The sequence below is a fragment of the Cupriavidus sp. 8B genome, from assembly GCF_054589115.1.
On sequence record NZ_BAAILO010000052.1, the window covers coordinates 1 to 15213 of the forward strand.

General features: G+C 60.7%; 8 protein-coding genes and 2 pseudogenes. 5 read left to right on the forward strand and 5 right to left on the reverse strand.

The window, feature by feature from the left end; all coding sequences use genetic code 11:
• Nucleotides 1–496: 496 nt before the first annotated feature.
• Nucleotides 497–1289, reverse strand: a pseudogene (locus ACYP5B_RS05075) (oxidoreductase); the annotation flags it as partial.
• A gap of 67 nt (nucleotides 1290–1356) precedes the next feature.
• The gene (locus ACYP5B_RS05080; RefSeq protein WP_459568801.1) at nucleotides 1357–2817 is read right to left on the reverse strand and encodes an efflux transporter outer membrane subunit; all 1461 of its coding nucleotides are present in this window, start codon (nucleotides 2815–2817) and stop codon (nucleotides 1357–1359) included.
• 88 nt (nucleotides 2818–2905) lie between these two features.
• Here ACYP5B_RS05080 and ACYP5B_RS05085 point away from each other — a divergent pair, with 88 nt between their 5' ends.
• The 4 genes from ACYP5B_RS05085 (at nucleotide 2906) to ACYP5B_RS05100 (ending at nucleotide 8953) form a co-directional block, all read left to right on the forward strand.
• Complete coding sequence (locus ACYP5B_RS05085) at nucleotides 2906–3523, forward strand: TetR/AcrR family transcriptional regulator (protein ID WP_459568802.1); 618 nt, start codon at nucleotides 2906–2908, stop codon at nucleotides 3521–3523.
• A 78-nt stretch (nucleotides 3524–3601) separates the two neighbouring features.
• A complete protein-coding gene (locus tag ACYP5B_RS05090; RefSeq protein WP_459568803.1) occupies nucleotides 3602–4717 on the forward strand; it encodes an efflux RND transporter periplasmic adaptor subunit in 1116 nt (371 codons plus the stop codon).
• Nucleotides 4714–7869 carry an efflux RND transporter permease subunit gene (locus ACYP5B_RS05095; RefSeq protein ID WP_459568804.1) on the forward strand — a complete coding sequence of 1052 codons (3156 nt, stop codon included), beginning with the start codon at nucleotides 4714–4716 and terminating at the stop codon, nucleotides 7867–7869. The genes ACYP5B_RS05090 and ACYP5B_RS05095 overlap by 4 nt, the downstream gene beginning before the upstream one ends.
• 265 nt (nucleotides 7870–8134) lie before the next feature.
• On the forward strand, nucleotides 8135–8953 hold the full coding sequence (locus ACYP5B_RS05100; protein ID WP_459568805.1) for a DUF1206 domain-containing protein: 819 nt from the start codon (nucleotides 8135–8137) through the stop codon (nucleotides 8951–8953).
• 48 nt (nucleotides 8954–9001) lie between these two features.
• On the opposite strand, the gene ACYP5B_RS05105 is transcribed toward ACYP5B_RS05100, so the two are convergent.
• Both ACYP5B_RS05105 and ACYP5B_RS05110 read right to left on the reverse strand, forming a co-directional pair.
• A complete protein-coding gene (locus ACYP5B_RS05105) occupies nucleotides 9002–9265 on the reverse strand; it encodes a hypothetical protein (RefSeq protein ID WP_459568806.1) in 264 nt (87 codons plus the stop codon).
• Nucleotides 9266–9630: 365 nt separating this feature from the next.
• Nucleotides 9631–10925: pseudogene (locus tag ACYP5B_RS05110) on the reverse strand (DesA family fatty acid desaturase).
• A gap of 182 nt (nucleotides 10926–11107) precedes the next feature.
• Between ACYP5B_RS05110 and ACYP5B_RS05115 the strand changes: the two are divergent.
• Nucleotides 11108–11251: a DUF6429 family protein gene (locus ACYP5B_RS05115; RefSeq protein ID WP_459568807.1), complete on the forward strand. Its 144-nt coding sequence runs from the start codon at nucleotides 11108–11110 to the stop codon at nucleotides 11249–11251.
• Between the two features lie 30 nt (nucleotides 11252–11281).
• Here ACYP5B_RS05115 and ACYP5B_RS05120 read toward each other — a convergent pair whose 3' ends face one another.
• Nucleotides 11282–15154, reverse strand: coding sequence for a chemotaxis protein CheB (locus tag ACYP5B_RS05120; RefSeq protein WP_459568808.1), 3873 nt, complete (start codon nucleotides 15152–15154; stop codon nucleotides 11282–11284).
• Nucleotides 15155–15213 lie beyond the last annotated feature (59 nt).

Here is a 15213-nt window from a genome sequence, read left to right on the forward strand (position 1 = left end):
GTCCTGCCGGGCGCCTACATCACTTCCAGCGCCCCTTCAGGTGGGGGAGTTTGAGGTGACCACAGGTGGGGGAGTTTGACCGACCATCGGGGCCATCCAGAAGCGAGGCAAACCAGCCACCGTGCACCGTGCCCAGTGGGTTGTAGTGCTGCAGCAGCGGGATGCCTTGAAACACGGCGCGGCCGTTGTCTACCTCCAGCAACGTCATGTTCATGGTTTCGTTCATGGGTGGATACGGCAATTGGCCAGACATCATGGCGTCGAGAATCTCTTGCCCGCTCTTGCTGGCGATCTGCTCCATTCGGGCGAGGCCGGGCGCTCCACCGCCTTCGCGCATGCGCTGCTTTGCGTCTGACTGATGGCTTATCCAGACAAGTGATTTCTGATCGTCTTCCATAGATCTCTCCGCTTCCGATAATTGAGTGCACCAGATCCCGCAGAACAAAGCTCTTTGAGTTATTGCCATGAAGTGAAAGCCGGGATCGATTTCAGGCGAGCTTTTCCTCAGGCTTGCATCAACGGGGCCGGCAGGCATGATGCGGCGCAATTTGCTCAGAAGGTAGGCCTGGCCTTTCGGAGTGCGTCGCATTCTCCAAGCACCCAACGCGGCGTCGACAATCGCGTTTGCGACACCGTCGGGCTCCGGTGCGCCCTTGACGTTTTTTTCAATTGCGCGAAACACGTTGTCGCGCTCATCGTCATAGGCCGAAAGTTTGGAAGCCGCATGGGGCGCGTTGATATCCAGACTGGTCTTGGTGAAGGAAGGCTCCACAAGGGCCACGCGGATTTCGAACTTGCGCACCTCATGATCCAAGGTCTCAGACATCCCTTCAACGGCATGCTTGGATGCTGAATAGAGACCCATGTACGGTGCAGGAAGAAAGCCCAGAACCGAGCTGATGTTGATGATTCTTCCGGAACCTTGCTCGCGCATATGCGGCAGTACCGCTTGAATTGTGCGCAAGATGCCAAAAACATTAGTATCGAACAGTGACTGAGCCTCGGCAATCGACGTTTCTTCCGTCGAGCCGAGTAGGGTCACGCCCGCACTATTCACAAGCACATCGATGCGCTTGGCCTGAGAGATGATGGCCTGGATTCCATTTTTAACCGACGTTCCATCACGGATATCCCATCTCGACCAGTACAACACCGGGTATTGACTTTGCCTTGGTAAGGTTGCGCACGGTGCCGAATACCCGGCAACCCCGCTTGGCAAACATTGCCGCGGTGACGCGCCCTATGCCCGAAGACACGCCAGTAACGACGAAAACTTTAGAATTCGACACAGCAGTTCCTTTCTGTATGGGTGAATTGGAATAAACGGCAGATCGGGCGCTATTGGGCGTGCTGTTGCTACTTGATTGCCACCACGTCAGTTTCGCCCGGTTGCCAACCGCCACCGAGCGCCTTGAAGGCAGCGACCGCCGCGCGTGCTGCCTCCGTTTGCGCCTGAACCCGCGCATCGGAGGCGCGCAGCAAGTTCTCGTCGGCTTGCAGGACTTCGATCAGGCTGACGACGCCTTTCTGATATGCCGCAAATGTGGACGTGCGCGCGCGGCCGAGCGAGTCTACGCCCTGAGTCAGCACAGTAGCCTGCTCCTCGCGCTTGACCAGGGCCGAAAAGGCGTTTTCCACATCCTCAGTTGCCCGTAGTGCGGCAAGCCGATATGCAGCCAACATCTCAGCCTCCTGTCCCTTGGCCTGCTCGATCTGCGCATTGATGCGTCCAAAATCGAACAGACGCCAGCGCAGACCCAGCACGCCAGCGGCCTGACTGGCGCCGCCAGTGAACAGATTGCCGCTGGACAGCGATGTCGCGCTGCCAATCAGTCCAGTCAGGGAGAGCTTGGGGTAGTACTCGGCAATGGCGACACCGATTCGCGCGTTGGAGGCGGCCAGGTGGCGCTCGGCGACGATCAGGTCAGGTCGGCGTCTCAGCAGCTCGCCCGGCGATCCGGCGGTGGTGATCTGCGGAGCGGCCGGGATGTCGCCACCTTCGGCAAGCTCCGCCCGATGCGTGCCGGGCGGCGAGCCCAGCATCACATCCAGTGCATTCATGGCCACGTCCAGGGCAGCCTCAAGCTGCGGTATGGAGGCTCGAACCTGGGCGAGCGCTCCTTCAGCCTGCCTTACTTGAAGCTCCGCCGCCAACCCCTTGCCATACAGCAGGTTGATGGTCGAGAGTAGCTCCTGCTGCGTCTGCACTTGTTGACGGGCAACCATCAGGCGAGCTTGCAGTCCACGGACGCTGATGTAGATGTCAGCGGTCTGTGCAGCCACGGCCAATCGCGTCGCCGCCGCACCAGCCTGTGAAGCCTGGTACTCGGCAAGCGCCGCTTCCCGTCCACGGCGTAGACCTCCGAACAAGTCCAATTCCCAGCTTGCGCCGACATTGGCCTCGTAAGCATTGCCGTAGCGGTCGAAGCCGGGTGTCGAATTCAAGACTTTCCCCAAAGGGGTTTCGACAGATTGGTAGGCTCTGGCAGCTTGGCCGGAGACATTGCCGGAAGGCAGCAATGCGGCATTGGCTGCGCCAAGACCAGCGCGAGCTTGGGCCACGCGCGCGAATGCCTGCGCCAGATCCAGGTTCTGTTCCAGCGCAAGCTGCACGAACCGCGTCAGTTGCGGATCGCCGAAACCTGCCCACCATGCGGAGAGATCAGCGCTGGCATCCGCATGCCGGTGATCTACGGCCGCCTGGCCCTGGAATCGTGCCGGCAAAGACACATCGGGCCTCACGTAATCGGGGCCGACAGCGCAACCCGTTGCTAGGCTAGCGAGGAAGAGTGTGGCAAGGGAATGTTTTGGGAGCATGGGACGCGTTCCATCGGAAATCGTTGTGACTATAGTACAAAACGGTCACATGTTGTTCAACCATCGCGACTGGCGTAAGCTGGAGCCCATGAAAAAGACAAGCTCCTATCCTGTTTCCGCCCGAGGCCCGGCCGACCACGAGGTGCGCGACCAGATCGTTGCCGCAGCCACTGAGCACTTCAGCCGCTACGGCTACGAGAAGACGGCTGTCTCCGATCTCGCCAAAGCCATCGGCTTTTCCAAGGCGTACATCTACAAGTTCTTTGAGTCCAAGCAGGCCATTGGCGAGATGATCTGCGCGAACTGTCTGCGCCAGATCGAAGCCGAGGTCACTGCAGCCGTGGCAGAGACGGATTTGCCACCGGAAAAGCTGCGGCGGATGTTCAAGACGCTCACCGAGGCAAGCCTTCGCCTGTTTTTCCAGGACCGCAAACTTTATGAAATTGCCGCCTCGGCTGCTACGGAGCACTGGCAGGCGGTGCTTACCTATGAAGTGCGCATCCAGAAGTTGCTGCGAGATGTCTTGCAGGAGGGTAGACAGACCGGAGACTTTGAGCGCAAGACCCCCTTGGACGAGACGGCGATGGCGATCTACCTGGTCATGCGCCCCTACCTCAACCCATTGCTCTTGCAGCATAGCTTTGACTACACGGAAGACGCGCCAGCGCATCTGTCCAGTCTGGTACTCCGTAGCCTCTCGCCCTGAGATTTTGATGTGACTGTTGACTAAATAAGTCACTAGTACCACAATGAAAGTCCGGGCCACTTCGTCAATGGGACTTTCATGCTTCGGCGTCGCTTTGCTACCTCTGCCGTCATTTGTGCATTGCCGCTTGCATTGGCGGCATGCGGCGAAAAAGCACCAACCGATCCACGCACCGAGGCGCCGCTGGTACGGGCTGCGCTCGTCCAGGCGGTAACTCCTGCGTCACGTTCATTCACAGGGACAGTGGCTGCCCGGGTCCAGAGTGATCTCGGGTTTCGTGTCTCCGGCAAGGTGCTGGAGCGGCTCGTCGATGCCGGGCAAACCGTCAAGCGCGGGCAGCCCCTCATGCGCATTGATCCCGTCGATTTCAAGCTTGCTGCGCATGCGCAGCAAGAGGCAGTCGCTGCAGCGCGAGCACGAGCGCAGCAGACGGCAGACGACGAAGCCCGCTACCGCGATCTCCGCGGCACCGGGGCAATCTCGGCCTCAGCCTACGATCAGGTCAAGGCCGCAGCTGACGCAGCCAGGGCTCAGCTCAGTGCGGCGGAAGCGCAAGCCGATGTCGCGCGTAACGCCAGCCGCTATGCGGAGTTGGTGGCTGATGGCGATGGTGTGGTTGTGGAGACGCTGGCCGAACCCGGTCAGGTGGTCAATGCCGGACAGATCGTAGTGCGCCTGGCCCACGCGGGGCGTCGCGAGGCGGTTGTCCAGTTGCCGGAAACCCTGCGTCCGACGATCGGCTCTACCGCGCAAGCTACGCTCTTCGGAAAAGAAGGCGCCAGCGTTCCGGCCACGCTCCGGCAACTTTCGGATGCCGCGGACAGACTCACCCGCACTTTCGAGGCCCGGTATGTGCTGGAGGGGGAACTGGCCAATGCGCCGTTGGGCACCACGGTCACGATCCGGATCCCAGATGGGCATTCTCAGGCACAAGGCGATTTACAGGTGCCCATCGGGGCCGTGTTCGATGCAGGCAAGGGCCCAGGCGTGTGGGTCATCAATGGCGAGCCCGCAAAGGTTTCGTGGAGGTCTGTCGCGATCCTGCGCCTCGGTGACGAGGGCGCTCGCGTTGCAGGCCAGGTCAAACAAGGTGACCGCATAGTTGCGCTCGGCGCGCATCTGCTGCGCGAAGGCCAGCAAGTCCGCTTGGCTGGCCAGGCTGCCAGTACTGTGACCGCGGGGGTGCGCCCGTGAGCCAAGGCCGTTTCAACCTGTCGGCGCTCGCAGTACGCGAGCGTGCCCTCACCTTGTTCCTCATCTGCCTGGTTTCTCTGGCAGGGCTCATTTCATTCTTCAAGTTGGGCCGTGCCGAAGACCCGGCCTTCACGGTCAAGGTGATGACGATCATCACCGCCTGGCCTGGAGCCACAGCGCAGGAAATGCAGGACCAAGTGGCCGAGAAGATCGAAAAGCGTATGCAGGAGTTGCGCTGGTACGACCGCACCGAGACTTACACAAGACCCGGCTTGGCCTTCACGACGTTGACCTTGCTCGACAGTACACCCCCTTCGGCAGTCCAGGAGGAGTTCTATCAAGCGCGCAAGAAAGTCAGCGATGAGGTCAACAGCCTTCCGCCTGGCGTGATCGGACCGATGGTCAATGACGAATATGCGGACGTCACCTTTGCGCTGTTCGCACTCAAGGCGAAGGACGAGCCGCAGCGTTTGCTGGTGCGCGACGCGGAGACGTTGCGGCAGCGATTGCTGCACGTGCCGGGGGTGAAGAAGGTCAACATCATCGGAGAGCAGTCGGAGCGCATCTACGTCGAGTTTTCACATGAGCGCCTCGCGACGCTCGGCATAAGTCCGCAGGACGTATTTGCGGCGCTCAACAGCCAGAATGCTCTGACGGCTGCAGGCTCCGTGGAGACGAAAGGGCCGCAGGTCTTCATTCGCCTGGATGGTGCGTTCGATGAACTCCAGAAGATCCGCGATACGCCAGTCGTAGCACAGGGCCGCACACTGAAGCTGTCGGACATAGCCACGGTCAAGCGTGGCTATGAAGACCCGGCCACCTTCATGGTGCGCAGCGGCGGGCAACCCGCCCTGCTACTGGGCATTGTCATGCGAGAGGGCTGGAATGGGCTAGACCTGGGCAAAGCGCTGGATAACGAGGTGGGGGCAATCAACGCCGAGTTGCCGCTCGGTATGAGCTTCACCAAGGTGACAGACCAAGCTGTCAACATCAGTGCTGCGGTCGATGAGTTCATGGTCAAGTTCTTCGCCGCGCTGTTGGTGGTCATGCTGGTGAGCTTCGTGAGCATGGGCTGGCGTGCGGGCTTGGTAGTTGCCGCGGCCGTACCGCTGACGTTGGCGGCGGTCTTCGTGGTGATGGCTGCGACAGGCAAAAACTTCGACCGCATCACCCTGGGATCTCTGATTCTCGCCTTGGGCCTGCTGGTGGACGACGCCATTATCGCCATCGAAATGATGGTGGTGAAGATGGAAGAGGGTTACAGCCGCGTAGCCGCCTCCGCCTATGCCTGGAGCCATACCGCTGCCCCCATGCTATCGGGCACGCTGGTCACGGCCGTTGGCTTCATGCCCAATGGCTTCGCCCGATCCACTGCGGGCGAATACACCAGCAACATGTTCTGGATCGTTGGCATTGCACTGATTGCGTCCTGGGTCGTCGCAGTGGTATTCACACCCTATTTGGGCGTCAAGCTGCTGCCCGATTTCAAAAAGGTTGAAGGGGGCCACGACGCGCTCTACGACACGCCGCGCTACAACCGCTTCCGTCGATTGCTAGGGCGTGTCGTCGCGCGCAAATGGCTGGTCGCTGGTTCGGTCGTGGGTCTCTTCGCCCTCGCCATACTCGGTATGGCGGTGGTCAAGAAACAGTTCTTCCCGATCTCAGACCGTCCAGAAGTGCTGATCGAGCTGCAGATGCCCTACGGCACATCGATCGCGCAAACCAGCGCCGCCACGGAGAAGGTGGAAGCCTGGCTGGTCAAACAAAAGGAAGCCAAGATCGTGACTGCCTACGTCGGCCAGGGCGCGCCACGCTTCTATCTGGCCATGGGGCCGGAACTGCCAGATCCGTCGTTTGCCAAGATCGTGGTCCGCACGGACAGTCAGGACGAGCGCGACGCGTTGAAGCAGCGACTGCGCCAGGCTATCGCCGACGGCCTCGCCTCCGAGGCGCGCGTACGGGTCACACAACTGGTATTCGGTCCGTATTCGCCGTTCCCGGTTGCTTATCGGATCACGGGCTCGGACCCGGACCCGGAAAAACTAGGCAGTATTGCGGCTGAAGTGCAGCAGGTGATGGATGCCAGTCCGATGATGCGCACGGTCAACACTGACTGGGGTACGCGCTCGCCCACGCTTCACTTCACCTTGCAGCAGGACCGATTGCAAGCCGTGGGACTGACCTCCAGCGCCGTAGCCCAGCAGCTACAGTTTTTCCTGAGCGGCGTGCCTGTTACCGCCGTGCGTGAGGACATTCGAACCGTGCAGGTCATTGCGCGTTCGGCCGGCGACGTTCGCCTTGACCCGGCCAGGATTGGTGACTTCACGCTGGCTGGCGCCAACGGGCAGCGCATCCCGCTGTCGCAAGTTGGCAAAGTCGATGTGCGTATGGAGGAACCGATCATACGCCGGCGCGACCGCATGCCGACGATCACGGTACGGGGCGACATCGCCGATGGCTTGCAGCCTCCGGACGTATCAACGGCGATCACCAAGCAGCTTCAGCCCATCATGGACAAGCTGCCGACGGGCTACCGTATCGAGCAGGCTGGCTCCATCGAAGAATCGGGCAAAGCAACGCAAGCTATGTTGCCGCTATTCCCGATCATGCTGGCGATCACGCTGCTTATCATCATCTTTCAGGTGCGCTCGATCTCCGCGATGGTCATGGTGTTCCTGACCAGCCCGCTGGGTCTGATTGGCGTGGTGCCCACCCTGATTCTGTTCGGGCAGCCGTTCGGCATCAATGCGCTGGTCGGCCTGATTGCACTGTCGGGCATTCTGATGCGTAACACGCTGATTCTGATCGGGCAGATTCACCACAACAAACAGGCGGGATTGGATCCGTTCAATGCTGTCGTGGAGGCAACTGTGCAGCGTGCTCGGCCGGTGATCTTGACTGCATTGGCGGCAATTCTGGCCTTCATCCCGTTGACCCATTCGGTGTTTTGGGGGGCGCTCGCTTACACGCTAATCGGCGGCACCTTCGCCGGGACAATTTTGACGCTGATGTTCCTGCCAGCCATGTACTCCATTTGGTTCAAGATCAGGCCCAGCGATTCAGCCGACCTGCAGCAAGATCGGTATGAGGAAGCGCACGACCTCCTTGTTCCAGAGCCAAGCTCGTACGGTAAGAGCTTGTCACCTCATTGAGCTGGAGCCCTGGTACGAGGAGTCCTTGCACTCAGGTTGCGAGCCGAGCTAAGGTTGAATCAGCGGCGGACTTTCAAATCTCTTCGTCGGACGTACGGCGCCCATCTTGACTCAGCGCGCTCCTACGCTGCTCAAGTCGAGCAAGGGGTCGACAACCCTCGAAATGCCAGTCTTCGCCCACCTGGGATCGTTATCAACAACATGCTGTAGGTAGAAAATGTTGGATCCCAGGTTGCGTTTGACAACTCACGAGGCGGGCCCTGCGATGGCACCCAATTCCGGTAGCAAGGCCGAACAGGCCGGCGACAGCGCGTCGCTGAAGGTGCTCGCCCGCGTCGGGTTGATCGCTTACGGCGTTGTGCACCTCTTGATCGGCTGGCTGGCGCTGCAGATCGCATGGGGCGCGCGGGCCGGCAAGAGCGCCGACATCTCCGGGGCGCTGAGAACATTGGCTGATCAGCCCTTTGGCAGGATCCTGCTATGGCTGGTTGCGGTCGGCATGGTGGCGCTCGCGCTCTGGCAGGCCAGTGAAGCCATCTGGGGCTATCGCAACCGCGTAGGTGCCAAACGGGTCCGCAATCAAGTCACCAGCGGGGCCAAGGCCGTGATCTACGCCGCCCTGGGGGTCAGCGCAGCTTCGGTCGTGCTCGGCTGGGGATCGTGGGACGCGCAGTCCCAGCAGCAAACCACCTCAGGTGTGCTGGCGTGGCCCGCCGGGCGGGTGATCGTCGTGGTCACGGGGCTGATCATCATTGGCGTCGGCGTGGCCGGGGTGGTCAAGGGCGTGAAGAAATCCTTCAACGAGGAGATTGACACTTCGTCGATGTCCCCAGTTGCCCGGAAAGGCGTGGCGCGACTGGGCCAAGTCGGATACATCGCCAAGGGGGTGGCACTGGGCGTGGTGGGGGGCCTGCTCAGCTATGCGGCGCTGACCTTCCACCGACAGAAGGCGCCGGGGCTGGACGGCGCGCTGCATGCGATCCTCGCGCAGCCGTTGGGGCGGTTTCTGCTTACGGCCGTGGCGCTTGGATTCGTGGCCTTCGGCCTGTTTGCGATGCTCGAGTCACGCTACCGCCGGATGTAGCCCTTCTGTACGATTCCTGTTGATGCCGCCGCCCAGGCGGATAAATCGTCACTTCCGGCCGTGGCGCCTCGCCTGGCAGGCCCAGTTGCCCAGTATTAGGACAGCCTCGTCATCGAGCCATGCCCTTTGCGGCGGCAGTAAGATCACCAGTCGTTTCGGAAACAGGTGCATGGCCAGCACTTGCGGTTGCATCTCGTGCGGAAACGGGCCGAGCTGAATCACTACCGGACCTTTGACCTCGACGATCACACAGCCGGTCGGCACCGAATACAACACGACAAAATGGGAAAGCCGTGCATGCGGGTCGGTCATAGCGAAGGGCCAAGTATTGGTCGACGCACGAATGGTACCCAAGACCCGCGCCGTTTGTCTTTCCTGAATCCCTCCTGGGGGCGTTCTCCTCTAATTCTGTCCCGGGTGCGGCGCAGCATATTGGCGATCAAGGCACGCGTCTGCACATTCGACTGCCACGTCGAAGGGCATGTCGCCCAGCGGCAGGCCGACGACGAAATGCCGATCCTAGTGGCAATAAGCGTGCCGCCGCCGTACTAGGAAGCGCTGTGCACCCAATCGTGCACTCTCAAATGTGCGCGCTATCGGAACAACCAGCCCACCAGGACGCCACTGAAACTTGTCATGGGAGGCGCTGGCTCGTCATTTTTCATGTCTCCCAATAGTTAAGCGTAGCAGCGAAGCTTGCGGGAGAACTCCTGCAACGCGCCGATTCCGCTCTCCTCGGCGCGCCTGCACCATTCCTCCAGCCGTTTGACCTGTTGCTCCTTTGAGGCGGCGGAAAGGCTCCACAGGGCAGTGAGTTCCTGGCGCATCGCGTAGATGGAGCGCAGCAACTGACTGGAATGCATTGCCTGAAGCAATATTACGCGCTCATGCGCCGGGAGCGCGTCCTCCTCCCGCTGCAGCCAGTGTCTGAGCGCCTCCCGCGTTCTGGACTCATTCAGCACCGGGACCGCGCAAGCCCCCAAGTTGTGAATTTCCTCCAGGGCGGTTTGCTGCAGGGACTTGGCGAACTTGGCCAGCACATGGTAGCGGTGGGTGGTGACGGCCTGCAGGGTCTCCGCGTCGCAACGTGTCTTGGCCGGATCGAAGTGGATCTTGGGCGCCACCTTGCGCACCGTGGCTAGGCGCAGCGTCGCCAGGAGACGGATGTACGTCCAACCGAGGTCGAATTCCCACCACTTGTTGGACAGCTTGGCGGAGGTGACGTAGGCGTGGTGGTTGTTGTGCAGTTCCTCGCCGCCGATCAGGATGCCCCACGGCACGATATTTTTGGAAGTGTCGTTCGGTGCGAAGTTCCGATAGCCCCAGTAGTGGCCGACGCCGTTGATCAAGCCCGCGGCGAAGAACGGGATCCACAGCATCTGCACTGCCCAGATGCTGAGTCCGATCGGACCGAACAGCACCAAGTCGATCGCCAGCATGATGCCGATACCCAGGCCGACGTGCTTAGCGTAGAGCTTGCGCTCGATCCAGTCGTCTGGAGTACCGCGCCGTATTTCTGATGCGTTGCAGGGTTCCTGGCTTCCCTGCGATAGAGTTCGGCGCCCTCGAACAGCACTCGCCTGAGGCCGTAGACCTGCGGGCTGTGGGGATCTTCCGGGGTCTCGCATTTTGCGTGGTGCTTGCGATGGATCGACACCCACTCCTTGGTCACCATCCCGGTGGTGAGCCACAGCCAGAAACGCAAGAAGTGGCTGGCGATGGGATGCAGATCAAGGGCCCGGTGGGCTTGGTGACGATGCAGAAAGATGGTGACCGACGCGATAGTGACGTGGGTCAAGCCCAGCGTCACCAACGCATAACCCCACCATGGGAGATTGAGCAGGCCAAGTTGCATCACCGGTTCCTTCGCAGGATCGAAACGCGTAAGGGACATGTACGCTGAGTGCGCCGTCAATTCTGTCCGCTGGCGCACATAGGCTAACCCCAGGCGCGGCCGCAACCGCGCGTCCATTCCCCCTTCCAGTATCTGTTTGTGATATCAGCTATCGACCACTTCAACGACGCTTGTCAGCGTCGGCCACCGCCCGATTTGCTTAACGACCCCGCAGTGCGGGTTGCCGCCCCGGGCTCCTCGTCTCAGCTAGCCGCGGCGTCCGTTCGCGGAGGCATCGGCCGCCGCGCGCGCTTGAAGCCATGGAGAACAATACCGAGCAGATCGGTGAGGCTGTCCTGGCGCTGCTGTGCTTGAACATGTGCGAGCAGAATTGCGCATGGAAGACGCTCGATTGGAGCGCGCTGAACTGCTTGCACGACAGGGGCATTTTCATTATCCGATGAGTCGCGCCGCAACACCCAGGACGACTTCCCCTACTTCCTGCCCCCAAAATCTGGACTATTGTGCCAAGACGCGATGAGAGTATCCAGCTCGCGAAGATCCGCGGGCTTGACGAGGTGATGGTTGAAACCCGCTTCACGAGAGCGAACCAAATGCTCCGCTTGCCCGTACCCACTAAGGGCGACCAACAGCACGTGGGCGTGACCGGGCATTGATCGGATTCGGCGCGCCACCTCATAACCGTCCATGTCTGGCAAGCCGATGTCCAGAAGCACCACGTCGGGCCTGAAAGTGTCCATCAGGTCCAGCGCGGCCTGCCCCTCGGCGGCGACTTGCACTTCATGTCCACTGAGCCGAAGCAACACCGCGCTACTTTCCGCCGCGTCGTCATTGTCATCAACGACCAAAATCCGCTGAGCCACGACGTCCACCCCCTCGCGGCGATCCTCTGCTGCAGAGCGTTCCGGCTCGGTACCCTTGGGCAACGCGGGAAGCCGCACGACGAACTTGCTGCCGCAATTCAGGCCGTCACTGCGAGCATGCACGGATCCGCGGTGCAACTCAACCAGGCGACGCACCAGCGCGAGACCAAGCCCAAGTCCTGTAGAGCGCCGGTCGAGCGACCGCTCCGCCTGCACAAAAATCTTGAAAATGGTAGGGATGAACTCTGGCGCCATACCGATGCCGTTGTCGATGACTGTCAAAACGGCTTCACCCTCACGACGTTCCAAAATGAGCTGAATATCTCCGCACGCGGGTGTGTACTTGATCGCATTGGCCAGGAGATTGTTCACGATCTGCTCCAGTCGCATTGCGTCGCCGCTGACGACCAGGGGTTCATCCGGCATCGTAAGGGTCAACCGATGTTGACGCGCCTCGGCATCTGCGCGCAGCGATTCAACTGCGTGCTGCACAGCGATCACGAGATCGACACGTCCGGACTTGAGTGAAATGATGCCGCGCGTAATTCGCGAAACATCCAGCAAATCATCTACCAGTGCGATCTCGTGCTCCAGCTGCCTTTGGACTGCCGCTTGCGTCGATTTGATCGTTGCCTCGTCGGCGCTTCCGCTTTGCCAGATCTGCATACCATTGCGAATCGCCGCCAAGGGGTTCCGCAATTCGTGAGCCAGCATGGCGAGAAATTCGTCCTTCTGGCGATCGGCTTCCTGCAGCCGCACCATATCCTGACGCTGCTGGGTGATATCCTCGATCGTCAGCAGGATCAGTGCTTGATCGAGCCATGCCACCCGTAACGCATTCAAGCGCATCGTGCGCAAGCCGATGCGGGCAAACGGTTGCGTGATCTGATAGTCGCGGACGGCGGTTTTCTCCGGAAGAATGTCCTCCAGCAATTCGCGCAATGCGGGAAGATCCCACTGTCCGTTGCCGAGCGAGTAAAACCGCGTTCCGACCGTATCCTCAGCTGTCGTTGCAAACATGTGCATAAACGAGGAGTTGGCTCGCGTAACACGAAGATCGGCGTCAAGCACAACAACCGGTTCCGAGATGGTCTCGATGATGGCCTCGGCATAGTCCCGCGCCCGCATCACTTCTTCGTGCAGATCCTTGAGTTCGCGGATGCGATAGCGCAGTTCGTCGTTAGTCGTGGAGAGTTCCTCGTTGACGGACTGGAGTTCTTCCTTGGCGGTCTCCAGCTCTTCGTTTGTGCTGCGAAACTCCTCATTGCTGGACAGCAGCTCTTCCTCGCTCGACTTCAATTCCTCGCGCGCGCTTTCGTGCTCCTCGAGTGTCGCTCGAAGCCGCTCACGGGTGGCGTTCAGCTCTGCCGTGAGCCGCACGATCTGCCCGTCCTTGTCGTCGGCCGAATGCACTTCCTTTTGGCCAATCCCTTTTTGCAAGGCCTGAAGCATCCAGGCCTTAAACGGCCCCGGCGCGGCGGCAGACATGAGGGCAGATCGCGGTTGCACATCGCCAAAGAAAACCAGAAACCATTTTCCGTCAATACCAGCGATTTGCACGGGATGCACTTCCAGGCCGGCTTCTGATGCAGCTCCGTCGGCCACGGCCATGCGCAAGCCCGTCTTTCGAACTGGGACACCGCCCTGACAGACTTGCTTGACCGCTTCCGTCACCGCCAGGAACACTTCGGGCTTGGCGAGCCGCTGAAGATTGCTGCTTGGCGGCCCGTCAGGATTGGCGAGCCACGCGCTCGTGTCACCACGATAGTCAACGATATTGAGATCCTCGTCGCACAGTACAGAAGGCGGTGCGTAGCGCGCCAATGCCTTGCGGTCTGCCTCCAGGCGGAGCCGCGCCCCACTCGTGGGCTCCCGATTGCCGCTGGACAGTCGGGCCACGCAGGATGTCGGTGTAGCGATCCCGCTCGATGCGTCGTTGCGTGATCGATCCGGGCGCGGCTTCCTGATGTACAGCCTGGCGCGTTTGTTCTCTAGCACGCCAAAGTACTCGGAGAACGCACCTACCGTCTCGGATGGGCCTAGCATCAACACGCCTTCAGCACGCAGCGCGTAGTGAAATACCGGAATGACACTACGCTGAAGGACCGGGTCAAGGTAAATCAACAGGTTGCGGCAGCTCACCAAGTCTATGCGAGAGAACGGCGGATCGGCGGCAACGTTATGGCGCGCAAAGGTACAGAGATCGCGGAGGGACTTGTCGATCCGGTAGTAGTCGCCGTCGCGCACAAAGAATCGCTTCAGCCGCTCGGCGGAGACGTTGCGGGCGATGTTCTCGATATAGCGTCCCGCCCGCGCGGTTTCCAAGGCATCCACGCTCACGTCGGTTCCGAAGATCTGGATGGGCGTGGTAGCGGCGCGTCCGCCCAGATACTCAACGAGACACATGGCGAGGGAATACACCTCTTCACCGCTTGCGCAGCCAGGGACCCATATGCGGATGGCAATGTCGGCATTGCGTTCCCCCAGGATGCGCGGAAACACCGTTTGGACTAGTGCATCGAATGCGTCGGGATCGCGGAAGAACTCTGTCACGCGAATCAGCAGGTCTCGCCCGAGCGCAAGTGTCTCGCTCGGATCGGTTTCCAGAACGGCAATGTAATCCCCCAGCGACGAAAGCTGCCGCAGTCCCATTCGCCGGGAAAGCCTGCGTTCCACCGTGCCGCGCTTATAGTGAGCGAAGTCAATGCCGCAAGCGTTCTCCAGCAGCCAAAACACTTGTCGCAACCCGCGCCCGCTGGCCTGCTCTGGCCGGCTGTCGTTGCTATCGCTTCCCGACGCTAGGTGCGGCTGCCCCGCAATTCGCTTGATCTCTTCCGCGATCTCCCGCGGCGACATGACGAAATCGACACAACCGGTGCCGACGGCCGCATTCGGCATGCTTGCAAACTTTGCGGAATGCTCGTCTTGCGCGAAGGTGATGCCGCCCTCGCGTTGGATCGCCCGCAATCCAAGTGCGCCATCCGACCCGCTGCCTGACAGAACCACGCCGATGGCGTGCGAGCCCTGATCCGCGGCTAGCGAATCAAACAGGTCGTCTACGGGCATGGGCGGCTCCAGGGCCGCTTCACGCGGCTGCAGGCGGATGCGTCGCTGGACTACCAGCATGCGGGTATTCGGCGGAATGACATACACGTGGCCCGCATCGATCGACATCCCCTCGGCCCCCTCCAGAACCACCAGGTCGGTGTGCGAGGAAAGGATGTCGGGCAGAAGACTATGTCGGCAGGGATCGAGGTGCTGCACCACCAGAAATGCCGCACCGCCCACAGCGGACATCGCCACGAGGAGTTCGGAGATCGCCTCAAGGCCGCCTGCGGAGGCGCCGATGCCAACGATCGGAAAGGAGGGGGAAGTGCCCTCCGGATATACTGGGGACGTGTCGCTCACAACTGCGTACCGGGTGATAGGGCGGTCGGTGATGACTCTCGCAGACGCAAATTCCGGCGCCTTCTTGAGACTCATACAGCGCAAAAAATAGCATCTATTGGCGCAATGCGCACTTGTTACGTGCCAGGGGGGAA

What these genes read in the sequence shown, in the direction of transcription:
- ACYP5B_RS05090 (WP_459568803.1), top strand. Translation starts at nt 3,602, where the DNA reads ATGCTTCGGCGTCGCTTTGCTACCTCTGCCGTCATTTGTGCATTGCCG.
- ACYP5B_RS05085 (WP_459568802.1), top strand. Translation starts at nt 2,906, where the DNA reads ATGAAAAAGACAAGCTCCTATCCTGTTTCCGCCCGAGGCCCGGCCGAC.
- ACYP5B_RS05100 (WP_459568805.1), top strand. Translation starts at nt 8,135, where the DNA reads ATGGCACCCAATTCCGGTAGCAAGGCCGAACAGGCCGGCGACAGCGCG.
- ACYP5B_RS05120 (WP_459568808.1), bottom strand. Translation starts at nt 15,154, where the DNA reads ATGAGTCTCAAGAAGGCGCCGGAATTTGCGTCTGCGAGAGTCATCACC.
- ACYP5B_RS05105 (WP_459568806.1), bottom strand. Translation starts at nt 9,265, where the DNA reads ATGACCGACCCGCATGCACGGCTTTCCCATTTTGTCGTGTTGTATTCG.
- ACYP5B_RS05115 (WP_459568807.1), top strand. Translation starts at nt 11,108, where the DNA reads ATGGAGAACAATACCGAGCAGATCGGTGAGGCTGTCCTGGCGCTGCTG.
- ACYP5B_RS05080 (WP_459568801.1), bottom strand. Translation starts at nt 2,817, where the DNA reads ATGCTCCCAAAACATTCCCTTGCCACACTCTTCCTCGCTAGCCTAGCA.